We start from the raw sequence: 22,710 nt of genomic DNA on the forward strand, positions 1-22,710 counted from the left end.
GTACATCAAGGAGGACGAATACGTGGAAGTCACCCCCAAGTCCATGCGTATGCGCAAGGTCATCCTGGACGAGACGGAGCGCAAGCGGGCGAACAAGAACTGAGCGGACTGTAATCGGTAAAATAAAAAACTTAAGTTTTGGATTTGATATTTCTCTGTTAATTAAGTAGCTAAGAAGTTAAGGAGTTAAGCCAATAGTTTTATAATGGTTAATGGTAAATGATTAATGGTTAATTTCATTCTTCATTTTCTCGTCTATCGGCTTTAACTCCTAAGCCCACCTTGGTGGGGTCTTTCCCTTTCGGGGTGAGTTGGAGGGGGTCTCCTTTTAACTCCTTTAACTCCTGCAAGTTTGGCTTCGCCGATTTTCAATTCGGTAAAACCGTAACTTGAGTAAAAAAGTGATGAGCGGTAAAAGCGGATAGCTGAAAAAGCTGTCCATTATTTGCCGCTCATCACTTTTTTGTTCGGTCCTTATTTGAAAGTTACATTTTCAAATATTCGGTTGGCTTTGACCTTCCCGTCGGTGGAAAGAATTGTCATCTCCACTGTATGTGTGCCCGAAAGCATCCCTTCCGTAACGTTGCAGCGCACGGTGCAGGAGTTTGTTACGGCTCCTGTTACAGGCAGACTTTCCAAAGTGACACCTGAGAAGTTGGAAGGAGCAATGATGATGGTTCCTCCGGTATATTCAGACAGCAGACGAGGGTCTTCCCGGACGTTGGTCACCCATTGATAGTTGGTTTTGCCGCTGTAGACCGTGTGGATGGTGCCTTGGGATACATTCCAGTTTTGCTGGTCTTTGACGTATTCTACCGACCATTTAGATTGCTTGTTGGGCTGATTCGGTTCATCCGTAAAGTTTACGTAAATCCGGTTGCTGCTTTGGCGGAAAGAAAAATGCTCATCGGCAAAGCGCAATGCCAATACACCGCATTCATCGCTGCTGGTGTAAGCAGTTGCTGCGCTTTTGAGTTCGGCCTCGTCAGGACCGGCAAAACCGACAGTGCGTTGTGTTCCTGTTTTTCTGTTCAGGTATTCGCTTAGTGTATTTACGTCAGTGATGTTCAAGGCTCCATTAACGCTTCCGCTTACTGAATAGCCTACACAGCCGAACTGAATGTCCATTTTCTGTGAAAGCAGATTGGACCATTCTATGATTTCGCGCGCCACAGCGTTGGCTTCTTCGCTCATACTTCCGGAATTGTCTACAAGAAAGACAATGTCAATCAAAGGTTTTTCCGTTTCGCCCGAACCGACATTGGCAATGGCGATGCCTTTAGGCTGGTTGTCAATTTCCATCCAGATGTTTTGTCGGGAATCACCTGTTCCGTACAGTTCCAGCCAATTATTGTCGGGTGTCTGAATACCGGTCAGAAGCAGACGGATGGATTTGTTATCGTACTCTTCTTCTACGGTTACAGAGAAACTGGGAATGGAGGTGTTCAATTCTTCTGGAGCGATGTCAGGATTGGGGGTGGCGACTGCATCTGAAGGCACACCGGTGATGATGCTTGGGTCTGCTTCCTTTTTTTTGCTCAACGTATATTTTTCACCGGATCTGAATAGGTACAAAGTACGTTCGGTACCCGATGTGAGGTTGATGTCCTCTCCGGCTTCGACGATAGCTGTTCCTGTTTCTGTCGTCAGTATTCCCATTTTGTCTCCCTGAACGAATTGCTGGGGAGGAAGAATGGCTTTGCATTGATTCGTTCCATTGCTGCCCATAATGACAGAGCCTTTTTCTCCCGTTGCTGTGAATGACTTGGCATTGAGGTCTACTTGGACTTTGTCATAGACATTGGTTAATGTAAAAGTGGCATTTGTCAGTTGGGATAAAGACTGAGAATAATCTATGATGATTTTGCTAAGCTGATGATTGAATTTAAGCGCAACCGTTTTTTCGGCCGAGGCATTGGTCGTGTATGCAGTCATCAGGTCACTGATGGTATAGTCGGAATCCGAACGCTGGTCGGGTTCTACCTGGAACATAAAGTTACTGCTTGCCTGTCCCGTGTAGGGGTATATGGCATAGTAATACAATGAAGAGCCGTCTTGGGGCAATACGATGCCTTCGCCTGACGGTATAAACTGGTAATTCAGATAAGTATAAGGCACATTGTTTGCATAATTGTTGGCTGAGATGATGCCTGATGCTCCTGAAGTGCTTTCTTGCATGGCGAAAACTTCAATTTGGTCTCCTGTATCGAATCCCGTGTCAGTAGCTTTTGTGATGCCACTTTCCCATGTGGGCGAGAATGTCACTTCAATGGATTTTTTCGGGGCGGATTCCTCCATCCCTTCCGTACAGCCATAGAAACAGCATAGTAGCCCTATGAGGGTCAAATGAAAAGATTTCATGATGTTTGAATTTGATGAGGTCCAGTAGATAGATTATAAGGAGGCTCCTGTTCAGGATTACTTTTGTGGAAAAGGAATCTTGTCCGGTGCCTCCTTAATTGATTGGATTTACTTTTTGTATTTGCTGAATGCAGAGAATCCTTGTTCAAAGTCCGGTGTTACGTTGTTACGTGTCCAGGCTGTATTCGCTGCCAGTCCGTCCCCGTCTTTAAATACCCGGAATACTCCTTCATCCATTAATTCTTCTTCGGGATCAGCTCCTTTCTCTACCATGATAAAAGCATAATACAAGTCACGGATACCGGAGGAGGTCTTTATTCCGGAAATGATGAGTGCTGTTTTGTATTTTATTCCATCGCTCACTCCTTCTGTATTGAAGAAGGCGGAGAAATAGTCTCCATAACCGCTGATGAATGCTCCTTTTCCTACACTTGCGCTATTGCCGGATTTGTCTTCATAATCCAACGTATTATTGGTGGTGTTTTGATTGTAAAAGCGGATATAAGTGTCCTTAACAACATCTCCCGGATCATATCCACCTACCCCTTGGTCCTCGCAATAGACGGTAACCATCTGGCTGATTAAGTATTGTCCTTCCACAATGGGAGGATTTATTCCGTTATAAATGGGCATATAGGGCTCCAACGCATCTTGTATTTCTTCAGGAACAACCTCGTCGAGACGGTCATCTGCTTCTCCCCAAGGATTGATGTCACCGATGAACTCTACTATTTCTTTGTTTTCGGTCATTGCAATGGTCAGTTCTGTCTGAAGGCCGGATTTAATTTCCATACTTCCATTCATGGTAACCGTATACTGTTCATTGCCAATGGTCAGTATGGCTATTTCAGTGCCGTCCTCAAACAGCTGGGGAGGAAGAATGGCCTTGAAACTTCTGGTCCCGTTGTCAGAGCAAATGACATCGCCTCGATTCCCTGTGGCTGTGAAACTTAGGCTGTTTAAATCAACTTTGGCGGTAGTATACACGTTGACCAGGCTGAGGCCCATGTCTCCACTCGGCCAATTGTCTCCTTGCAGGTTGATAATCATCTTTGAAAGACGGTGATTGAATTTCAAGGACACTAACGTTTCGTCCGTAGCCGTAGTGTTGGCTGTACATAAATCGCTGTTGGTATATCCGCTACCGCGCTGGTCTGATGCTATTGTAAATTCATATTGGTTTTTGGCATTAGAAGTGTAAGGATATACAGCATGATAGTAGACCTTGTCTCCATTTTCCGGCTTTTCGATGGCGGCAGCAGATGTGAATTTGTTGCCGTCGTAAGCGTAGCGTACATTGTCGGCATAGTTGCCGCTGGCAGCAATGATGCCTTTGTTGTCATTACCTGTTGATAGTACTCCAAATACTCCAATCGCGTCACCGCTATCAAATTGGGTGTCGGTGGCACGTGACAAGGGATTGATTGTGGCCTCGAAATAAACTGAACTCTCCCCTTGAGACGGAAGAGTGTTTTCGGATTCATTCGCACTGTCGCTTCCGCATGAGGTGGTCATCATGGCTGCTGCGACTAACATTCCATAAAAATAGCACTGTCTCATAATGTTGTGTTTTTATAATTTTACCACAAAACTAATAAATTTGGTACTGTTTGAAAACCTTGTTTTTCCAGTTTGGGACTATTTGGCCTTAATCGTGTGCTATTCAGATAAAATTAGTTACTATGTATGCAATTTTTATTTGAACGATTGTCGGGTCATGTCTTTGGTAGGGTGGATTGTTAGCCGGGATTGCGTGATTTGATAAAAAAGGAGATTCGTCGTTTGGCAATTGTCTGTTGGAGAGTTTTTTTAAGGAAAAGTGACCAAAAGAATATTTTTAAGTCCTAAATGATAAGGGAATTTTCCGGGGAAATGCTTTACTTTGTCATACCGCCAAACCCGGCGGCACCAAGAAGAAAGGAGCGGCTTATGAATCTGAACTTGCAGTTTATCAAGAAAAATAGTTTGAAGGTGTATGACGTGCTGGTACGTTATACGCATTGTACATTTGACCAGCTGGAGAAGTTCTGCGATTTGACGAGTACGGACCTCTGTCTGGCACTGGCGCAACTGATGCGGGAGAACAAGGTGGAGCAGTATTGCGTGCAACATGCCGTTTATTACCGTCCTGCGGGGTTGTTGCCCTGATAAGGAATAGGTTGTGTGTCCCCGAGGGAGGGAAACATGTACCGGCTTGAAACATAAATGAGGGCGTGTCCTGTTCGGGCACGCCCTCATTGACTTTCTTGGTTTTCCTGATTTCATTACTTTACTCAAGTTCGCAAGTGCAAAACTTGAGTTACTTTATTTGAAATAAATTCAAAAAGCTCTTTGTAGGTATCTGTGGAATTGGATCTGGAGTTCGAGTGGCTTGCAGATGATGGAAAAAGGGGCAGAAGTGGCAGCAGTCAACAATGTATTTTTAATATCACACAGACTGCATTGATATGTCTTCACTTTATAGACAGGGAAAAGGCACTGACAACCGAATCAGAACGGTATTTGACCAAAGTGTGTCTATTCAAGCAGTAGCACTGCAACGGTTAATGCAGTAGCACTGCAACAGTTAATGCAGTCGTACTGCAACAGTTAATGCAGTCGTACTGCAACAGTTAATGCAGTCGTACTGCAACAGTTAATGCAGTCGTACTGCAACAGTTAATGCAGTCGTACTGCAATGACTGATACAGTAGTATGACAGCAGTACCTTCGTTTTGACATGTCTTCATAAGCACACGGTGAGTGAAGGTATATTCGGCTTTGCCTTCTGGAATTTGCCGGCAGGCGAACTGATACCTTTCTTGTTGTTTGCTCAAACCCGGTAAATCCGGGGCTAAAAATGATAACGTTATCAAGTGCCCACGATAACGTTATCAAGTGCCAATGATAACGTTATCAAATGCCGATGATAACGTTATCATAAATCGGAGGATAATCTATGGCGGAGGAAAGGCACACATGTACTCTGCATAAAGTTCACTACAGAGGATTGCAGAGCTATTTCAACGTGGTAATTGGCGTAGATAAAACGATTCAAGTCCCTGACTATAACTGCCCGGCAGGATTTTACCTCAGAGACTTAAATAACTTAAGTTTTGGATTTGATATTTCTCTGGTAATTAAGTAGTTAATATATTGGTGAGTTAAGCCGATACATTGTGAGCTGTTTGCTTCTCTATTGGCTTTTAACTCCTAAGCCCGTCCAAGACGGGCGATAACTCCTTTTTAACTCCTTTAACTCCTGCAAGTTTGGCTTCGCCGATTTTCAATTTGGTAAAACCGAAACTTGAGTTAAATAAGGATGTCATCAACCGCACACTATACTTATATCCGAAGAGAAAGCCGTTGTCTGTCTCTTTGAGACGGATGCCGGCTAATTCTCTAAGTTGGGTGACGCATTTGGTAAAGTCGGAAAACATCAATGGGGGTGTGTCCTGTCCGGGCACACCCTCATTGGCTTTTGGGGATTTTCTTGTTTTTTCAGCGTGTTTTCGGTCGCCTTGGGACATTCAGTCCACGAACTTCACTTTCTCGGCATTGCGCGGCTTGGCGGCAGGCGTTTCGTCGGGATAGCCGAAGGCGATGCAGTAGAGCAGTTGGTAGCCCTCGCTGAAGCCCAGTTTCTTCAGGTATTCGGCCGCTTCAGGCGATTTCATGAAGGCTGCGGGACCGCCCAGACAGCACGAGCCGATGCCCATGGACTGTGCCGCAAGCATCATGTTGCCTCCCAGCAGGCCGCAGTCCACCTGCGAGAAACCGTACGTCGGGTCGTTGGCTACGAATACCACTGTAGGCGCATTGCGGAACATGTTCTTGAACGACGGGTCTTCGGCCGCCTTCGGATTGGCTTTTTTGTAGAGTTTGGTCACGCCGTTGATAAAGTCCGGATTATCCACCACGCGCACTTCCCACGACTGCTTGTTCTGTCCGTTGGGTGCGTTGATGCCGCAGGTCAGGATGGTCTGCATCGTGTCTCGGTTTACAGGTTGCGGTTGATATTTACGGATGCTGCGGCGTTCCATGATGGTCTTGATGACGGCTTCCGACTGGTCTATGCCTTTGGTGGCTGCCGTATTTTCCTTCTGTGAGGCGGGGCGGTGCATCCGATGGCTGCGCACAGGCAGAGGCCGCCCACGATACCTTTCAATAGTTTCATAAATGTTTATTTTAGGGGTTGGTTATTTCTTCAGTTCTTCTTGGGCACCCTCGAAGAATCCGTCCAATAGGGTGCCTGCTTTCTCCATCTGCTCCATGATGGCCTTGCCGCTGTTTTTGAACACGGTGGCGGCATACTGGCCTTGCAGGCGTGCCACTTCTTCCAGTTCCTCCTGGCTCAGGTCGTCGTAGGAGTTGATTTTCTCCAGCAGTTCGCTGAACTTCTTGTTGGCCTTTTCCCATTGTTCGGCCGTCTTCGCTGATTTCTTCCACGAAGTCTTTCAGGTTGTCGATGCGGCTGCTTTTCGACTGGCACGAGCCGAGGCCCAGTACGACAAAGGCCCAAAGGGCGAGTACGATGTATTTCTTCATAATAAAAACAGTGTTTGACAAATGTGTTTCGCGGCCGTCTGCTTGGTGGCGTAACTGCCTGGTATCTGCCTGCAAATATAACGGATTGGGGGAAGAAACAAAAAAGGAGTCCCGAAAAATCGGAACTCCTTTTGGAATATTTAGGTTTATAACCCTTCTGATCAGAGCTTCGGACCGGCAGCAACCAGTGCCTTGCCAGCTTCGTTACCCGTGAACTTGTCGAAGTTCTTGATGAAGCGGCTTGCCAGGTCTTTGGCTTTCTCTTCCCACTGAGCAGCGTCAGCGTAAGTGTCGCGAGGATCAAGAATCTTCGGATCAACGCCCGGCAATTCAGTTGGAACCACGAAGTTGAAGTACGGGATGGTCTTTGTCGGAGCCTTGTCGATGGAACCGTCCAGGATGGCGTCGATGATACCACGAGTGTCGCGGATAGAGATACGCTTGCCGGTACCGTTCCAACCAGTGTTAACCAGGTATGCCTTGGCACCCACTTTTTCCATCTTCTTAACCAGCTCTTCTGCATATTTGGTCGGGTGCAGGCTCAGGAAGGCTGCGCCGAAGCAAGCAGAGAAGGTCGGAGTCGGTTCAGTGATACCACGTTCTGTACCGGCCAACTTGGCGGTGAAACCAGACAGGAAGTAGTACTGAGCCTGCTCGGGGTTCAGGATAGATACCGGAGGCAATACACCGAAGGCATCAGCAGACAGGAAGATTACCTGGTGAGCGTGAGGACCTTTGGATACCGGCTTAACGATGTTCTCGATGTGGTAGATAGGATAAGAAACACGAGTGTTCTCCGTTACGCTCTTGTCAGCGAAGTCAATCTTGCCGTTGGCGTCAACAGTTACGTTCTCCAGCAGAGCGTCGCGCTTGATGGCAGCGTAGATGTCGGGTTCGCTTTCCTTGTCGAGGTTGATAACCTTGGCATAGCAACCACCTTCGTAGTTGAATACGCCTTCGTCGTCCCATCCGTGCTCGTCGTCACCAATCAGCTTGCGTTTCGGGTCGGTAGACAAAGTAGTCTTACCTGTACCGGACAGACCGAAGAAGATGGCAGTGTCGGTGCCTTCCATGTTGGTGTTGGCAGAGCAGTGCATGGAAGCGATGCCGCGCAGCGGGTTCAGGTAGTTCATGATGGAGAAGATACCCTTCTTCATTTCACCGCCGTACCAAGTGTTCAGGATTACCTGCTCGTTGGTCTTCAGGTTGAATACAGTAGCTGTTTCAGAGTTCAGACCCAGTTCCTTGTAGTTGTCAACCTTGGCCTTGGCTGCGTTGAACGATACGAAGTCGGGTTCGCCGTAGTTGGCCAGTTCTTCTTCGGTCGGACGGATGAACATGTTCTTTACGAAGTGAGCCTGCCATGCAACTTCCATGATGAAACGTACTTTCAGGCGGGTAGCCGGGTTGGCGCCGCAGAATGTATCCATCACGAACAGACGCTTGCCGCTCAGTTCCTTTACGGCTTTTGCCTTCAGGTCGGCCCATGCAGCTTCAGAGCAAGGCTTGTTGTCGTTCTTGTAAGCGTCGGAAGTCCACCATACAGTGTCCTTGCTGGCTTCGTTCATTACAAAGAATTTATCTTTAGGAGAACGGCCGGTGTAGATACCGGTCATCACGTTCACAGCACCCAATTCAGTAACCTGACCTTTTTCATAGCCTTCGAGGCTTGACTTGGTCTCTTCTTCGAACAATACTTCATAAGACGGGTTGTGGAGAATTTCCTTCACGTCTTGAATACCGTACTTGCTTAAATCTAAATTTGCCATTTTTTTTAAAGAATTTAAAAATTGGTATTTTGTTTATAATCTCTCTTGTTTCCATATACAGGGGGGAGCAGTGCCGGGATGCGGAGAGTTTGTCCGGCTTCTTTGTAACCCCCTTGTTTTCCGACTACAAAAGTACGATTTTCTTTAGGAAAGAAAAGTGCGATTGGGGAAATTTTTCTCTAATTCCCGTTCTTTTATAAATCCATAACAATATCTGCTAACTGAATGTTGCAAAACTTGTCTTTTTTTTTTGAAGTGAGGGCTTTTTAAAGTGAGTTGGACTTCTTTTCCAATTCCTTGGCTACCCATTGCGTCCATTCGTCCACGTTGTCAGTCAAAGTTTCGGGCAAGGGCAGCGGAATGCGTACGTCGGGAGCAATCCCCGTCTGGTCGATACCGTTATCGGGCAGGCGGCAGGAACGTGTCATGGGAATATAAAGAGTAATGCCGGATTGGGGCAGATTGACGCCGCGGCAGTTTGAATAATCAAGGCAACCTTTCGTGTTGTCCCGTCCGTAGATGATGGTGCGTTGGCTGCATGACCGTAGGTTCAGTACCATCTGTTCACCGGCACTGGCCACTTGGCCGTCTGTTATGAGTGCTGCCCGGCGGGGAAGTGGGAAGATGGTGTCATAAACAAGTTCTAACAGTCTGGGCGTCAAGGATACAAACTCGTCTTGCGACTTTTTCATGGTTTCCACCACTTGCTGAAGCCAATCCAATTCGATCTCTGCCATCTCGGCGATGTGTGCGGGTGTGTTGCGTATTTCGACCCCGTCCACATAACCCTTATGGTCGTACAGCAGTTTCTCGTATGGGTTGAATATATCATCGGTTCCTCCCCCGTTACCCCGGATGTCAATAATCAGATTTTCGCATCCCGAGGCCAGGTAGGCATCAATGGACTGATGTACCCATTCCAATGTCGGGTCATCTCCCATGCAGGAGGGGAAGCGGATGAGGAAAGTGTGGCCGGTCACTTTCCGGAAGGTTTTGGTGGGGTTATATTCTTTCATCTCTTCATACGTGGGCACTTCCCGCATGTAGGGTTGTGAATAGCCGCCTGCCCGTAAGTGGAAATCGCCAAACCAGGCATAAAGTTCACCTAAGGCTTCCCAAGGCTTTCGTCCCTGTTTGTCCACTTGTTGGCGGCAGCGGGCTTTCAGTGCTTCATATTGGTTTCGGGTTTGTTCTGTCACCAAAGTGGGAAATCCTACATAATTGGTTTCCAATTCCCGGACACCAAAATCAAATTCAGCCAAATCGGCGTTTGAAGAAGTCTTTTCCTGGCCGGCTAATGAGGTATAGGCAAATAATAACAGTGCATAGAAGAATAGTATTTTGATTTTCCCGTTTCGCATGAGTGTCCTTTTCATCTTTCCTTGCGTTTATATGTTTCTGCGGCAAAGATAATGTTTTCCTCCAAGCAAGTGGACGTATGTACAGGGAAAATCGTATTTTTGCATTCGGAATAAACAAGATACACGTTATGAAAGTAATCAATTTTGCTGAGACCAATACCGTGATGAACCAGTATGTAGCCGAGATACGCGATGTAAACATCCAGCAGGACCGCATGCGCTTCCGCCGCAACGTGGAGCGCATCGGCGAACTGATGGCCTACGAGATGAGCAAGGAACTGACCTATTCGGTGAAGCAGGTGCAGACGCCGCTGGGCGTGGCCGATGCCTGCACGCCGGACGACGACGTGGTGATTGCCACCGTCTTCCGTGCGGGCCTGCCGCTCCACCAGGGATTCCTCAACGTGTTCGACCGTGCGGGAAACGCCTTCGTCTCGGCCTACCGCTATTATAAGGATAAGGAATGCCGCGAGCTGGACGTGCACATCGAGTACATCGCCACGCCCGACCTCTCGCACAAGACGGTGCTGCTGGTGGACCCCATGCTGGCCACGGGCGAGAGCATGGAACTGGCCTACAAGGCTTTCCTGACGAAGGGAATGCCGGGGCGCCTGCTCATTGCCTGCGTGATAGCCAGCCGGCAGGGAGTGGAGCACCTGCAGCGGCTGTTCCCCTCGGACGACGTCATGCTGTGGTGCGCCGCCATCGACCCCGAGCTGAACGAGCGTTCGTACATCGTGCCGGGTCTGGGCGACGCGGGCGACCTGGCCTTCGGCGACAAACTGTAAAAACGTTCTTTTCCAACGCCTTGTCGGGCGGTCGCGGACGATGCCTGCATGGTCTGCGGACGATGCTTGCACGGTCTGCCGTGGATGCTTGCACGGTCCGCGGACGATGCTTGCACGGCCCGGACACCATGCAAGAAGGTGTGTCAAAGCTAAAAAAGACTGGCCTTTTGTTGTTTTTAGGCACGGATTGCACGGAATTTCACGGATGCTTATTTTTCTTTCTCCGTGTTTTCCGTGTAATCCGTGCCTAAAAGGAAACGATTTCTTAGCTTTGACACAGCCTCTCCCGTTGTCATTCCTGACCGCCTTCGGGGGGAGGTTGTTCAGGAACCTTTGAGGTTCGGGTTCAGGATGGCGTCCTCGTAGGGATAGGGCGAATACATGCGGCTGTCGTCCCAGGTGCCGGTGACGGGCACGGCCTCTTTGCGGAACACGCCCGGCGCCACCTCTATCAGGGGGTTCTCCTTGCGGAACTCGAAGTGGTCCTTGAAGCGGTACATGCGGAACATGTCGCGGGCGCGGCCGGCCAGTGCGGCCCAGTAGTATCCGGCCATTTCCCAGCCGTGCTCGTTGTAGGCGGCCTCGGCCAGTTCGTCGGGCGTCATGGAGGTGGTGTAGAGGTTGGTCGGCTGCCCGTCGGCACGGTTGCGCACGCGGTTCAGCATCTCTACGGCCTTGGCGGTCACTTGTCCCGAGCGTCCCACAGACTCGGCATACCAGCAGTAGACCTGCGCCAGGCGGATGACCTGGATGGTCTTTTCGCCGTACTGGGCCAGCGGGGTGGGGTCGGTGTAGTCGAACTCGGTTCCCCGCTCGGAGGCCTCGACGCTCTTCATGAAGACGGGTGCCACCACCTCGCGCGAGGGCGGGTCGGTGTCATACCACCAGTCGCGCAGCTCGCCGTCGGCCAGCATGATTTTGGGGAAGTAGGTGGCGTCCTTGCGCGGTCCTTCGGGAAATTCCTTCCAGAACTTGATTTCGCCGTTGGTGTCGCCCCATCCGCCCTGCTTCATGTCCAGCAGGAAGTCGGTCAGCGGGGTCATCTGGGCGGTGCGGTCGCGGTTGTAGTAGACGCCCAGCAGCAGCTCGGGGTTGTTGCTGTTGTAGGCCCAGGAGTGTATCTGGCTGAATTCGTCGAGCAGGCGGTAGTAGTAGGTGCCGTTTTCGGCGCCGTCTATCACCTCTTCGGCCTTTTCGGCGGCCAGGCGGTAGTACTCGGCGCCCTTGTTGAGCGGCCAGCCCGCCATGCACATGTAGACGTAGGCCATGGTGGCCTTGACGGCTCCCTGGCTGACGGCTATGTTGACGCCGTTGCGGGCGTAAGGCTCCTGGTCGTACATTACGGGACAGCCTTCTTCGGCTTTCTTCAGGTCGGAGACGATGAGCTCATAGACTTCTTCCACGGGGTGGAGCGGGGCGGCGTAGTTGATTTCCTCTTCGAGCATGATGGGCACCTCTCCCCAGGTGGTTACCAGGTAGAAGTAGGAGAAGGCTCGCCAGTAGTGTGCCTGGGCCACGGCGCGGGTTATCTCTTCGGGGTCTACGTCGGGGGTGCGCCCGGCGTTGTTGATGATGAAGTTGGCGGCCTTGATGACCTTGTAGCGCTGTTCCCACATGCTCACCAGCCACGAGTTGTTGTCCGTCACGTTGTACTGGTCGTGCTCGCGCAGGGGCTGCTTGTTGCTGGCGGGATGGGTGGAGATGTCGTCGCCGGCCAGGAAGTTGGTGCCGCAGTAGTTGTTCTGGCCCATGGAGGTGGCCACGACGGAGTAGAGCGAGTTGAGCGAGGCTGCCAGGTCTTCCTTGCTGCTGAAGAAGCCTTCGCTGGTAAGTTGTCCGTAAGGATGTTCGTCGAGGAAATCGCTGCACGAGGGCAGGCTCAGGGTGAGTGCGGCTGCCAGCGCGGCGGTTCCTATCTGTCTGTATAATGTTTTCATGTCCGTTGTTTTTTCGGTGGGTTGTCAAATCAGAATCTCAGTTTCACGGCAAAGGTGAACGTGCGCGGTATGGGGTAGGCTCCGTAGTCCAGTCCGTCGTAGCTGGTGTAGACTTCGGGGTCCATGCCCTTGTACTTGGTCAGGGTGAACACGTCCTGCGCGCTGAGGGTGAGCTGGATGCCTGCAAACTTGGCCACTCTGCGCGGTATGTTGTAGGAGAGGCTGACGTTCTTCAGCTTGATGAACGAGGCGTCTTCCAGCCAGAAGTCGGAGTTGGCATAGCTCTTGTTGTCGGTGTTGCTGATGCTGGGGTAGAGCGCGTCGGCCTTGTCCTGCACGTAGTCCCATCCTCTGAAGTAGGCGTCGCGCAGGGTGATGAAGCGCGACACGCCGCTCATGGACGCCGTTGTGAAGCGGCTTATGTTCAACCGGTTGTAGCCCGTAGCAGCGTTGAAGAAGAGGTTCAGCGTCCAGTTCTTCCACGTCACGGTGTTGTTCCACCCGAAGGTCCACTTGGGGCTGGCCTGGCCTTTGATGACGAGGTCGGCCGAGGTGGGAGTGGTGGTCAGCGAGCCGTCGGCTTTCTGGTAGAGGTTGGCGCCGTTCTCGTCGAAGCCTTTCCACTGGTAGACGTAGAAGGAACCCAGCGGGTAGCCCGGCTTCATGATTTGCATGGCACCGCCCAGGTCGCTGTAGTTGGCGTTGAGCACGAAGTCGTTGCCGGCCAGGTCCACTACCTCGTTCTTCACGTAGGCGGCGTTGAAGGTGGTTTCCCACACCACGGTGCTCTTCACGGGGAAGGTGCTCAGCGAGAACTCCACGCCCGTGTTGTTCAGCTTGCCTTCGTTCACCCAGTAGGTGCCTCCGCCGTTGTAGCGCGGAATCTGCTTCTGGAAGAGCAGGTCGACGGTGCGCTTCCGGAACCAGTCGAAGGTGAGGTCGATGCCCAGCAGGCTGATGTCTACGCCCACGTCGTACTGGTAGGTCTTCTCCCACGTCAGGTCGGGGGTGGCGAACAGGTTGCCCCAGTAGCCGGTGTATCCGGTGGAGGTTCCCCAGCCGTAGGAAGTGCTGGAGAGCATGCCCAGGGTGCTGTAGGCCGAGATGGCCTGGTTGCCCGTCACGCCGTAGCTGGCGCGCAGCTTCAGCTGCTTCAGCAGGCTCTGGTCTTCCATGAAGGCTTCCTTGGCCACGTCCCATGCCAGGGCGGCCGAGGGGAACCAGCCCCAGCGGTGGGCTTTCTGGAACTTGGACGAGCCGTCGGCACGGATGGCGGCGGTGAGGAAGTAGCGTTTCTTGTAGTCGTAGCTGGCGCGCAGCAGGCCCGAGGCCAGCGACGACTCGGTGTACGAGTTGCTCTCGCTCCTGACGGCGGCGTTGCCGATGTTCCAGTAGCCCACGCTCTCGTTGTTCAGGTTGGAGCCGCTGGCCGAGAGGCCGGTGTCGAAGGTGCGGCTTATTTCCCAGACGGCGGTGGCGTTGACGGTGTGGTCGCCGAAGGTGCGGTTATAGGTCAGGTTGTTGGTGTTCTGCCAGTAGCGGTGCAGGCTGCTGCTGTTGCTCATGCTGTTGATGGCTCCGGGCGCCACCAGCTTCGAGCTGAAGGAGTAGGAGGGGCTGTGGTCGTAGTCGTAGCCTCCCTGCACGGAGAGGGTCAGTCCCTTGGCCAGGCGGAAGAGCAGCGTCAGGTTGGCGTTCAGGTTGTAGCTGTACGAGTCGCTGTAATTCTCGGTCATCACGCCGTAGGGGTTGTTGCCCGTGCCTATGTTGTAGGGGTCGTTGTTGTAGATGCCCGTTTCGGGGTCGCGCAGCTCCATGGTGGGCGAGAAGTTGAGCACGTGGAACCAGCTGGGGGCGCCGTTCTCCTGGTGGATGACGGCGGCGTTCAGCTTGGCAGACACCGTCAGCCACGGACGCACCTCGGTGTCTATGTTGGCGCGGATGCCGTAGCGCTTGTACTTGGAGTTGATGGTAACGGCCTCCTGGTCCAGCACACTGCCCGAGAGGAGGTACTTCACCTTGTCCGTGCCGCCCGAGATGCCCAGGTTGTAGTCCTGCGTAAGGGCGGTGCGGGTCATGAGGTCTATCCAGTCGATGCCTTTCGTTCCGTTCCTGTAGGCTTCGAGGTCGGCGGCCGGGATGGTCTGCGAGCCGCGGATGTCGTTCAGGGCCAGCGCGTACTCGTAGGCGTTGAGCAGGTCGTAGTCCTTGCGCACGGTGGAGAGTCCCAGCTTGGCGTCGAAGGTGACGCGGGCTCGCCCTTCCTGTCCGTTGCGGGTGGTGATGAGGATGACGCCGTTGGCGCCGCGCGAGCCGTAGATGGCGGTGGACGAGGCGTCCTTCAGCACCTCCATGGATTGGATGTCCTGCGGGCTGATGCCGTCCAGGCCGCTGGAGGAGATGATGCCGTCTATGACGTAGAGCGGGTCACTGCTCTTGTTGATGGAGGTGGTGCCGCGTATGCGCACCTTGGCTCCCGCGCCGGGCATACCGCTGGTGTTCATCACTTCCACGCCCGCCGTGCGTCCTTGCAGCACTTCGGAGACGTTCTTCACGGGCTGGTTCTCGAAGCTGCGCTTGCCCACGGTGGCGATGGAGCCCGTCAGGTCGCTCTTCTTGACCGTTCCGTAACCCACCACCACCACTTCGTCCAGCATCTGGTTGTCCTCCTTCAGGATGATGTTGTAGGTGGAGATGCGTTTGCTGACTCTGGTTTCCTGGGTGAGATAGCCGATGTAGGAGACTACCAGGATGGTGCGGGGAGGCACTTCCAGCGTGAACTTGCCGTCCACGTCGGTGACGACGCCTACTGCGGAGTTGTCTTTGACGGTGACGGTGGCGCCTATGATGCTTTCGCCCTGTTCGTCGGTGACGATGCCTTTCACTTTTCTGTTGCCGTCCTGCGGTTCTTCGTCCGTGTTTGCGGTTTCTGTGTAGTTTGCCGTCTGTGGCGTGTCCTGTGGCAATCCGGATGCAATCTGCGCAGACAGGTTGGATGAGAGAAGCAGCATGATGATGGCGCTTGTCATCCACGTTCTTTTTCGACTCACTCTATTTTTCATATTCAGACATGCTTTTGATTTGTTTGTGAAATGAAATAATAAGGTGTGCCATGCAAGAAACGTGCCAGAATAATTGACGGCCTGCTAACGGATTGTGCCGTATGTGTTTATAAGTTGCCGGACACCGGGACTGTTGTGGGGATTGTGTGGAAAATGGAACAGGGGCAGTGTGGAAACTGGGTAAAAATTCCACACTGCCCCTGTCTGTCCGGCCTGTCCCTTCGGGGGAAGCGGCGGGCTTACTTGATGACTCCTTGCAGGTCTTCCAGCGTCAGCCGGCCGCACATCAGGATGATGACGAACTCGTCCTTGTTGTCCACCAGCAGCACGTATTCGGTGTCCTTCTTCCGCTCCTTGCTGTAGATGAGCACGCGCTCGCCCTCGCTCTTTATGCGCATCAGTTCCTCGTAGCCGTTGTCGGGGTTGATGTGGGCCGTGGCCTTGCGGAGCTGGTCGGCCACTTCGCGGTTCTCGCACGAGAGGATGTTGAGGCTGCTGATTTTGCCGGTCACGCTGTCTATGTGGAGGCCGATGTCGTTGCTCTTCATCAGGCCGAACATCTTGGGCGAGATGTAGACGGAGGTGACGCCGGGCATGTCGGCGAATTTCTCGAAAAAGCTTTCCTGGGCCAGTGTGGGGAGGACGGCCAGCAGGAGGGCTGTCAGTAGGGTATATATCCGTTTCATTGTCTGAGTTTTTGTATGTTGTCTATCTTTTCCTGTATCTCTTGTGTGGTGGTTTTCACCTTTTCCATCTGCCGGGTGCCTTTGTCCAGCGCCTTGGCAAAGAGTTGCAGGGCCTTCTGGGTTTCGGCGTAGGCCTCGCGGGGGTCGTCGAAGGTGTCCTTCGGCCCGTTGTCCGTTTCGCGGAAGATGCCGATGCCTGCGGCCAGCAGCACGGCGGCGGCAATGCCTGTGGCGGCGTACCGGGCGAAGGGGTTCAGGCGGTGCGTCTGCGGGCGGGCGGCGGGCTTTTCCTGCCGTTCCCAGCAGTCTATCTGTGCGGACAGCCGTTCTTCCAGCCCTTCGGGGAGGACGGGCGGCGTCTGGCGGGCGAGGGCGTCCAGTTGTCTGAACAGTTCCTGGTCGGCCTCCAGCTCCTGCGGCACCGTTTCTGCGGCGAAGAAGGTTCTCAGTGTCTTTTCCTCGGCCTCGCCGGTCTCGCCGTTGTAGTACCGTTCCAGCAGTCTCTTGATGTCTTCGGTCTTCATTTTCATCTTCCTTTCGTTAAGCGGTTAAACTGTTCCCGTATCCGTTTGCGGGCTTTGCACAGGGTGGCGCGTATGTTGACGGCGCTCAGCCCCGTGGCCTGTTCTATCTCTTCCATCGAGCAGCCGTTCACGTCGCGCAGCCAGACGACCTTCTGCTGCACCTCGGGCAGGCGGCCTATCAGCCGTTTCAGCTGCCGGGCTTCGTCCCGTGCCTCCAGTTCGCGCTCCGTGTCGTCGTCGGCGCTCAGGGTGAGGGTGTCGGCGGGGGTGTCGTCCGTCCGGTAGCGGGCGTTGCGCAGCAGGTCGAGGCAGAGGTTGCGGGTCAGCATCACGCAGTAGGCCTCCGCGTTGGCGGCTATGTTCAGTTCGTGGCGTTTGTTCCAGAGCTTCAGGTAGGCTTCCTGCACGATGTCCTCGGCATCCTGCGGGTTTCGCAGCAGGGCGTAGGCGGTGCGGTAGAGTTTGGCGTGGTGGGGCAGAAAGAGGGCTTTGAACTCATTCGCCTCCATGCCGTTTGCCCGTTTCCTGTTCAACCAGTCCGTCGATGTCTTCCAGCCTGAACTTGCCTTTCAGCAGTATCAGGGCGCAGTCCTCGTCGCCCTCGCAGACGATGAGCAGCTCTCTGACGATGTCCTTTTTCTGCTTCATCAGAATGCGCACCTTGTCGCCGTCGTCGTTGACGCGCATCAGCGTCTCGTACTCGTCGTCCTTCAGGTTGGCCAGCCGTTTTCTGAAGCGTGCCTTCACGGCGGGGCTGCAGTCCTCCAGGTCCAGTACCTTGACGCTGCTTATCTTCGAGGCCAGTCCGTCTGCCTCGTCGTCCTTGTCCGCAAGCATCGTGCCGAGTTTCATGACGAAGGAGGGGATGCTGACGTATTCGGCCTTGTGCTCTTCCTTGAACTCGCGGAAAATGGCGTTCACGTTTCCGGCCTGTATGCTCCGGGCGGCTCCCAAGGCCAATAGTAGTATGAATAGATACTTCTTCATCTGTTTTCTGTGTTTTTAAGATTGAATAATCGGTTCGTTTCTCAATGCGCATTCTGTATGAAAGACGGGTTGACGGCCGATTATGTTGCAAGCCACGGCGTGTTTTTTTGTTTTTCGCTCTGTGGTTGGGGGGAAAAACGCAGATTGACGCAAATTATCGCAGATAATTATATTTCTTCTTTGCGTTAATCCGCGTTAATCTGCGTTTACTTCTTCCGATGCGGTGGAGGTTATGAAACGCAGATTATCGCAAATTATCGCAGATTATATATTATTCCTTTGCGTCCATCTGCGTTTAATATCACCAATGCCTGCGCCGCACAGAAAAGGCGGGCCCGCAACCTATGCAAACGAGGTTGCGGCCCGCCTTCCGTCTCTTTTTCGGGGTATGTGCCTGTCTCTTACTTCACCTCCCAGGTGTCGTTGGTCAGCAGCAGTTCCTCGAAGTTGTGGTATTTCTTCTTGGCGGAGACTTCCTCAATCTGCTGGTGTACGGCCTCGTCGTAGGTAGGCTCGTCCACGTCGCGGATGACACCCAGGGCGATGGGGAAGTCGGGGCCTTCCATCAGAGCCAGCTTCAGCTGCAGGGTGTTGTCCATGCAGTGCGCGTCGTGTACCAGGATGTCCTTCTCGGTGATGCCGTTCTCGCCCAGCTTCACCACCTTCAGTCCGAAGCCTTCCTGCATCAGGCCGTATTCGTTGTTCTCGCCGAAGAGCATCGGTTTGCCGTGTTCCAGGTAGATGGCGTTCTTGGCGCGGTCTTCCTTCTTGGCCACGGAGTCGTGAGTGCCGTTGTTGAAGATGACGCAGTTCTGCAGGATTTCGCAGACGGCGGCGCCCTTATGGTTGTAGGCCGCCTTCAGTATCTCTACCGTGCCGGCCGCATCGGTGGCCACGGCGCGGGCAAAGAAGCGTCCGCGTGCGCCGAAGCACAGCTCGGCGGGATGGAAGGGGTCTTCCACGGTGCCGTAGGGCGACGACTTGCTGACGAAGCCGCGCGGCGAGGTGGGCGAGTACTGTCCCTTGGTGAGGCCGTAGATGCGGTTGTTCAGCAGAATCATGTTCAGGTCGATGTTGCGGCGCACGGCATGGATGAAGTGGTTTCCGCCGATGGCCAGTCCGTCGCCGTCGCCCGAAATCTGCCAGACGGCCAGGTTCGGGTTAACCACCTTGGCGCCTGTCGAGATGGCTGCCGCACGGCCGTGGATGGTCTGCATGGCGTAGGTGTTCATGTAATAGGGTAAGCGGCTGGAGCAGCCGATGCCCGAGATGACGGCCGTTTCCCACGGAGCCTTTCCGATTTCGGCCATTGCCTTGTGCAGTGAAGCCAGGAAAAAGTGGTCACCACAACCCGGACACCACCGGGGTTGTCCTTTCTTGAAGTCTTTTGCTGTATATTGGTCCATAGTTTTTTAGTTTTTAAGTTGGTGAGTTTTTTAAGTTTTTAAGTTCTTAAGTTTTTGAGTTCTTAAGTTTTTGAGTTCTTAAGTTTTTGAGTTCTTAAGTTTTTAAACTCACTCATTGATGATGCGGCTGAAGGCGTCCACCAGTTCGGCTACGACGAACGGCTGGCCTTTCACCTCGTTGAACTGGTAGGGCGTGAAGTTGTCCACCTTCATGCGCAGGTAGGCGGCAAACTGGCCCAGGTTCTGCTCGGCCACCACTACCTTCTTGTAGCGCTTCAGCACCTCTGCCGTGTTCTTGGGCAGCGGGTTCAGGTAGCTGAAGTGGGCCAGGGCAACCTTCTTGCCCAGCTGGTTCAGGATGTTCATGGCCGAATAGAGGTGGCCGTAGGTGCCGCCGAAGCCCACGATGAGCAGGTCGGCATCGTCCACGCAGCCCTGTACCTGTACGTCGGGTACGGGAATCTTGGCTACCTTCTCGGCGCGCAGGTGGCACATCAGGTTGTGGTTCTCGGGGTCGGTGGAGATGGCTCCCGTCCAGCTGTCCTTCTCCAGTCCGCCCAGGATGTGCATGTAGCCTTCCTGTCCGGGGATGGCCCAGTAGCGCACGCCCGTCTCGGCGTTGCGGCGGTAGGGGGAGTAGATGCCCTTCATCTCGGCGGGGGCGTAGGGCGGGTTGATGGCGGGATATTCGGCCAGCTTGGGCAGCTTCCAGGCGCCCGAGCCGTTGGCCACGAAGCCGTCGGTGAGCAGCACTACGGGAGTCATGTGCTCCAGGGCTATCTTGCAGGCCATGTAGGCGGCGTCGAAGCAGTTGGTGGGCGATGTGGCGGCGATGACCGGCATGGGGCTTTCGCCGTTACGGCCGAAGAGGGCCTGCAGCAGGTCGGTCTGCTCGGACTTGGTGGGCAGACCCGTTGAGGGGCCGCCGCGCTGTACGTCCAGCACCACGAGCGGCAGCTCGGTGATGACAGCCAGGTTCATGGCTTCGGACTTGAGGCAGACGCCGGGTCCCGAGGTGGAGGTGACGGCCAGCGCGCCGGCAAACGAGGCGCCGATGGCGGTGGCGCAGCCCGAAATCTCGTCCTCGCACTGCACGGTCATCACGCCCAGCGACTTGTGCTTGGACAGCTCGTGCAGCACGTCCGTGGCGGGGGTGATGGGGTAGGAGCCCAGGAACAGCTTCAGGCCGGCCTTCTCGGCGGCGGCAATGAAGCCGTAGGCCGTGGCCTTGTTGCCCGTGATGTCCATGTAGCGGCCCGGCACGGTGGTCTTGCTCTCTATCTTGTAAGTGTGGGCTACGGAGGCATGCGTGTTGTGTCCGTAGTCGTATCCGGCATGGATGACTTTGATGTTGGCCTCGGCCACTTCGGGCTTCTTGCCGAATTTCTCGCGGATGAAGTCTTCCGCAATCTTCAGGTCGCGGTTGAAGAGCCAGCACACCAGGCCCACGGCGAACATGTTGCGGCACTTCAGGATGGACTTGTTGTCCATGCCCGTATCGGCCAGGCAGTCCTTCACCATCTTCGAGATGGGTGCGGCAATCACATCCTGCTTGATGCCCATTTCCTCAATGGGGTTGTCCGTCTTGAAGGCGGCCTTCTCCAGGTCGGCCTTCTGGAAGGCGTCCGTGTCGATGATGATGCAGGCCGTCGGCTTAGCAAACTTGTACTGCGTCTTCAGGGCGGCGGCATTCATGGCCACCAGCACGTCGCACTTGTCGCCCGGCGTGTAGACCTTGCCGGCGCCGATGTGCACCTGGAAACCCGAAACGCCCGTCAGCGAGCCTTGCGGGGCGCGGATGTCCGCCGGATAGTCGGGGAATGTACTGATGTCATTTCCTACCGTAGCCGAAACTGTTGAAAAGATGTTTCCGGCGAGCTGCATACCGTCACCGGAGTCTCCGGAGAAGCGGACTACCACTTGCTCCAGTTCTTTGACCATCATGTCGTTTGCCATAAACTTACGATTTACTTACGTTGTTGTTGTAATATGCCATTAATAACTTGTTTGGCGCGCAAATTTCGCAAAGTTAATTGGATTAACAAAACTTTTTTTCGGAAAATCGGCGGAAAGCATTATCTTTGTGGCCTCATTCTTTCGCTATATGCGGAATCTATGCAAAAGGTCTTGTAGTTCAACGGATAGAATAGAAGTTTCCTAAACTTTAGATCCGGGTTCGATTCCCGGCGAGACTACTTCCCCCTTCCCAGTTTACGTTTTTTTAGCAGTGCCCTTTTGCGGTTGGCCGGTCTGTGGCCCGCTTTGGGTATGTCCGGCGGGTGTCTTTGGCCTGTACGGGATGCTTGCATGGTGCGTACGCAATGCCTGCACGGTCTGCGCACGATGCCTGCATGGTCTGCGCACGATGCCTGCATGGTCTGCACACGATGCCTGCGCGGTCTGTGCGAGCCGTACCGGCAGGCGCGTCTCATGGTTTTCTGTGTGCAATGTCGGCTGGCTCCGTCCTATGCCCGCCCTTTCTGACTCCTGCTGAAAAATGACTTTCCTCGCGTCCTCTGGACGCACCGCTCGCCCCCGTTTTCGGGGGGGAGCTATTGAGGGGGTATTCTTTACTATGCTATGCTGTGCTATGCTATGCTTTGTGCCTTTTGGTACATGATTAAGGCGTTTTCCGGCTTTATCTGTTACAGAAATGTCCTTTTCTGTTACGGATAAGGGGTTATGCGTTCACTTTATTTTCGCGGCCGTCCGTATGGGCCGGAACGCGCATGCCATGTGCCTTCGGGTATGCGGAGGACCGCCGGCGGGCCTGTTCCGAACGCGGTAGGCGCAAAAAAAAGAGAGGACGTACGCGGGTACGCCCTCTCTTTCATTTGTATAGGAAATTTATCTTGCTTTTTCAGTTCTTTTCGGTTTCTGCATTCGGATTGTCCTTAATCATTGTGTAGGCAATGGGGGACGCAACGAACAGTGAAGACAGCGTACCGAAGATGACACCCAGAATCATGGCGAAGGCGAAGCTGCGGATGGAGTCGCCACCGAGGATGAAGATACACAGCAACACGATGAGGGTACTCAGTGAGGTGTTGATGGTACGTGCCAGGGTGGTGTTCAGTGAGTCGTTGAACAGCTGCAGCTTGCTGCGCTTGGGATAGAGGCCGAAGAACTCACGTACACGGTCGAAGATAACCACCTTATCGTTGATAGAGTAACCGATAGCCGTCAGGATGGCACCGATGAAGGTCTGGTCGATTTCGAGCGAGAACGGCAGGATGCCCCAGAAGATGGAGTATGCACCCAAGATGGCGATGGTATCGCAAGCCAGAGCTGCTACAGAACCG

The 22,710-nt window shown here is 53.4% G+C and carries 18 protein-coding genes and 1 tRNA gene; 4 read left to right on the plus strand and 15 right to left on the minus strand.

Annotated elements, in window-relative coordinates; translation table 11 throughout:
* On the plus strand, positions 1-103 hold a 103-nt coding region (locus tag Q1Y74_RS14045; protein ID WP_366914099.1), incomplete at its 5' end, for a hypothetical protein.
* A gap of 371 nt (positions 104-474) precedes the next feature.
* Here the strand turns inward: Q1Y74_RS14045 and Q1Y74_RS09770 are convergent.
* Both Q1Y74_RS09770 and Q1Y74_RS09775 read right to left on the minus strand, forming a co-directional pair.
* Positions 475-2,361 (minus strand): fimbrillin family protein, encoded by a 1,887-nt coding sequence (locus Q1Y74_RS09770; protein ID WP_300814092.1) that lies wholly within the window; start codon positions 2,359-2,361, stop codon positions 475-477.
* Between the two features lie 108 nt (positions 2,362-2,469).
* Positions 2,470-3,921: a fimbrillin family protein gene (locus Q1Y74_RS09775; RefSeq protein WP_300814093.1), complete on the minus strand. Its 1,452-nt coding sequence runs from the start codon at positions 3,919-3,921 to the stop codon at positions 2,470-2,472.
* Positions 3,922-4,290: 369 nt separating this feature from the next.
* Here Q1Y74_RS09775 and Q1Y74_RS09780 point away from each other — a divergent pair, with 369 nt between their 5' ends.
* Positions 4,291-4,509 carry a winged helix-turn-helix domain-containing protein gene (locus Q1Y74_RS09780; protein WP_300814094.1) on the plus strand — a complete coding sequence of 73 codons (219 nt, stop codon included), beginning with the start codon at positions 4,291-4,293 and terminating at the stop codon, positions 4,507-4,509.
* A gap of 1,361 nt (positions 4,510-5,870) precedes the next feature.
* Here Q1Y74_RS09780 and Q1Y74_RS09785 read toward each other — a convergent pair.
* From Q1Y74_RS09785 to Q1Y74_RS09800, 4 genes are all read right to left on the minus strand, one after another.
* Positions 5,871-6,464, minus strand: a complete 594-nt coding sequence (locus Q1Y74_RS09785) for a nitroreductase (RefSeq protein WP_300814096.1) — start codon at positions 6,462-6,464, stop codon at positions 5,871-5,873.
* Between the two features lie 75 nt (positions 6,465-6,539).
* Positions 6,540-6,674 carry a hypothetical protein gene (locus tag Q1Y74_RS09790; protein ID WP_300814097.1) on the minus strand — a complete coding sequence of 45 codons (135 nt, stop codon included), beginning with the start codon at positions 6,672-6,674 and terminating at the stop codon, positions 6,540-6,542.
* Positions 6,675-7,049: 375 nt separating this feature from the next.
* Positions 7,050-8,657 (minus strand): phosphoenolpyruvate carboxykinase (ATP), encoded by a 1,608-nt coding sequence (pckA, locus tag Q1Y74_RS09795; protein ID WP_300814098.1) that lies wholly within the window; start codon positions 8,655-8,657, stop codon positions 7,050-7,052.
* A 266-nt stretch (positions 8,658-8,923) separates the two neighbouring features.
* Positions 8,924-10,033, minus strand: coding sequence for a S41 family peptidase (locus Q1Y74_RS09800; RefSeq protein ID WP_300814099.1), 1,110 nt, complete (start codon positions 10,031-10,033; stop codon positions 8,924-8,926).
* Positions 10,034-10,146: 113 nt separating this feature from the next.
* On the opposite strand from Q1Y74_RS09800, the gene upp reads away from it, so the two are divergent.
* Positions 10,147-10,806, plus strand: a complete 660-nt coding sequence (upp, locus tag Q1Y74_RS09805; protein WP_300814100.1) for a uracil phosphoribosyltransferase — start codon at positions 10,147-10,149, stop codon at positions 10,804-10,806.
* A gap of 323 nt (positions 10,807-11,129) precedes the next feature.
* Here the strand turns inward: upp and Q1Y74_RS09810 are convergent, their stop codons facing one another.
* From Q1Y74_RS09810 to Q1Y74_RS09845, 8 genes are all read right to left on the minus strand, one after another.
* Positions 11,130-12,743 carry a RagB/SusD family nutrient uptake outer membrane protein gene (locus Q1Y74_RS09810; RefSeq protein ID WP_300814102.1) on the minus strand — a complete coding sequence of 538 codons (1,614 nt, stop codon included), beginning with the start codon at positions 12,741-12,743 and terminating at the stop codon, positions 11,130-11,132.
* Between the two features lie 29 nt (positions 12,744-12,772).
* Positions 12,773-15,772: a TonB-dependent receptor gene (locus Q1Y74_RS09815; protein WP_300814111.1), complete on the minus strand. Its 3,000-nt coding sequence runs from the start codon at positions 15,770-15,772 to the stop codon at positions 12,773-12,775.
* A 272-nt stretch (positions 15,773-16,044) separates the two neighbouring features.
* Entirely contained in the window at positions 16,045-16,491 is a 447-nt protein-coding gene (locus Q1Y74_RS09820) for a DUF4252 domain-containing protein (protein ID WP_300814103.1), read from the minus strand.
* Positions 16,488-17,021, minus strand: coding sequence for a hypothetical protein (locus Q1Y74_RS09825; RefSeq protein WP_300814104.1), 534 nt, complete (start codon positions 17,019-17,021; stop codon positions 16,488-16,490). Before Q1Y74_RS09825 ends, Q1Y74_RS09820 begins: the two co-directional genes overlap by 4 nt.
* Entirely contained in the window at positions 17,018-17,524 is a 507-nt protein-coding gene (locus Q1Y74_RS09830; RefSeq protein WP_300814105.1) for a sigma-70 family RNA polymerase sigma factor, read from the minus strand. Before Q1Y74_RS09830 ends, Q1Y74_RS09825 begins: the two co-directional genes overlap by 4 nt.
* Positions 17,511-18,002: a DUF4252 domain-containing protein gene (locus Q1Y74_RS09835; protein WP_300814106.1), complete on the minus strand. Its 492-nt coding sequence runs from the start codon at positions 18,000-18,002 to the stop codon at positions 17,511-17,513. Before Q1Y74_RS09835 ends, Q1Y74_RS09830 begins: the two co-directional genes overlap by 14 nt.
* Positions 18,003-18,403: 401 nt before the next feature.
* On the minus strand, positions 18,404-19,408 hold the full coding sequence (locus Q1Y74_RS09840) for a 2-oxoacid:ferredoxin oxidoreductase subunit beta (RefSeq protein ID WP_300814108.1): 1,005 nt from the start codon (positions 19,406-19,408) through the stop codon (positions 18,404-18,406).
* Between the two features lie 108 nt (positions 19,409-19,516).
* Entirely contained in the window at positions 19,517-21,364 is a 1,848-nt protein-coding gene (locus Q1Y74_RS09845) for a 2-oxoacid:acceptor oxidoreductase subunit alpha (protein ID WP_300814109.1), read from the minus strand.
* Between the two features lie 167 nt (positions 21,365-21,531).
* Here Q1Y74_RS09845 and Q1Y74_RS09850 point away from each other — a divergent pair.
* Positions 21,532-21,603, plus strand: a tRNA-Arg gene (locus Q1Y74_RS09850).
* 665 nt (positions 21,604-22,268) lie between these two features.
* Here the strand turns inward: Q1Y74_RS09850 and secF are convergent.
* The coding region (gene secF, locus Q1Y74_RS09855) for a protein translocase subunit SecF (RefSeq protein ID WP_300814110.1) at positions 22,269-22,710 on the minus strand (442 nt) is incomplete at its 5' end.

Source organism: uncultured Bacteroides sp., from assembly GCF_949298305.1.
Lineage (GTDB): Bacteria > Bacteroidota > Bacteroidia > Bacteroidales > Bacteroidaceae > Bacteroides.

Excerpts from the sequence above, each read along its gene's own strand:
- Q1Y74_RS09770 (WP_300814092.1), bottom strand. The coding sequence starts at position 2,361 with ATGAAATCTTTTCATTTGACCCTCATAGGGCTACTATGCTGTTTCTAT.
- Q1Y74_RS09775 (WP_300814093.1), bottom strand. The coding sequence starts at position 3,921 with ATGAGACAGTGCTATTTTTATGGAATGTTAGTCGCAGCAGCCATGATG.
- Q1Y74_RS09780 (WP_300814094.1), top strand. The coding sequence starts at position 4,291 with ATGAATCTGAACTTGCAGTTTATCAAGAAAAATAGTTTGAAGGTGTAT.
- Q1Y74_RS09785 (WP_300814096.1), bottom strand. The coding sequence starts at position 6,464 with ATGCACCGCCCCGCCTCACAGAAGGAAAATACGGCAGCCACCAAAGGC.
- pckA (WP_300814098.1), bottom strand. The coding sequence starts at position 8,657 with ATGGCAAATTTAGATTTAAGCAAGTACGGTATTCAAGACGTGAAGGAA.
- Q1Y74_RS09800 (WP_300814099.1), bottom strand. The coding sequence starts at position 10,033 with ATGAAAAGGACACTCATGCGAAACGGGAAAATCAAAATACTATTCTTC.
- upp (WP_300814100.1), top strand. The coding sequence starts at position 10,147 with ATGAAAGTAATCAATTTTGCTGAGACCAATACCGTGATGAACCAGTAT.
- Q1Y74_RS09810 (WP_300814102.1), bottom strand. The coding sequence starts at position 12,743 with ATGAAAACATTATACAGACAGATAGGAACCGCCGCGCTGGCAGCCGCA.
- Q1Y74_RS09815 (WP_300814111.1), bottom strand. The coding sequence starts at position 15,772 with ATGACAAGCGCCATCATCATGCTGCTTCTCTCATCCAACCTGTCTGCG.
- Q1Y74_RS09820 (WP_300814103.1), bottom strand. The coding sequence starts at position 16,491 with ATGAAACGGATATATACCCTACTGACAGCCCTCCTGCTGGCCGTCCTC.
- Q1Y74_RS09825 (WP_300814104.1), bottom strand. The coding sequence starts at position 17,021 with ATGAAAATGAAGACCGAAGACATCAAGAGACTGCTGGAACGGTACTAC.
- Q1Y74_RS09830 (WP_300814105.1), bottom strand. The coding sequence starts at position 17,524 with ATGGAGGCGAATGAGTTCAAAGCCCTCTTTCTGCCCCACCACGCCAAA.
- Q1Y74_RS09835 (WP_300814106.1), bottom strand. The coding sequence starts at position 18,002 with ATGAAGAAGTATCTATTCATACTACTATTGGCCTTGGGAGCCGCCCGG.
- Q1Y74_RS09840 (WP_300814108.1), bottom strand. The coding sequence starts at position 19,408 with ATGGACCAATATACAGCAAAAGACTTCAAGAAAGGACAACCCCGGTGG.
- Q1Y74_RS09845 (WP_300814109.1), bottom strand. The coding sequence starts at position 21,364 with ATGGCAAACGACATGATGGTCAAAGAACTGGAGCAAGTGGTAGTCCGC.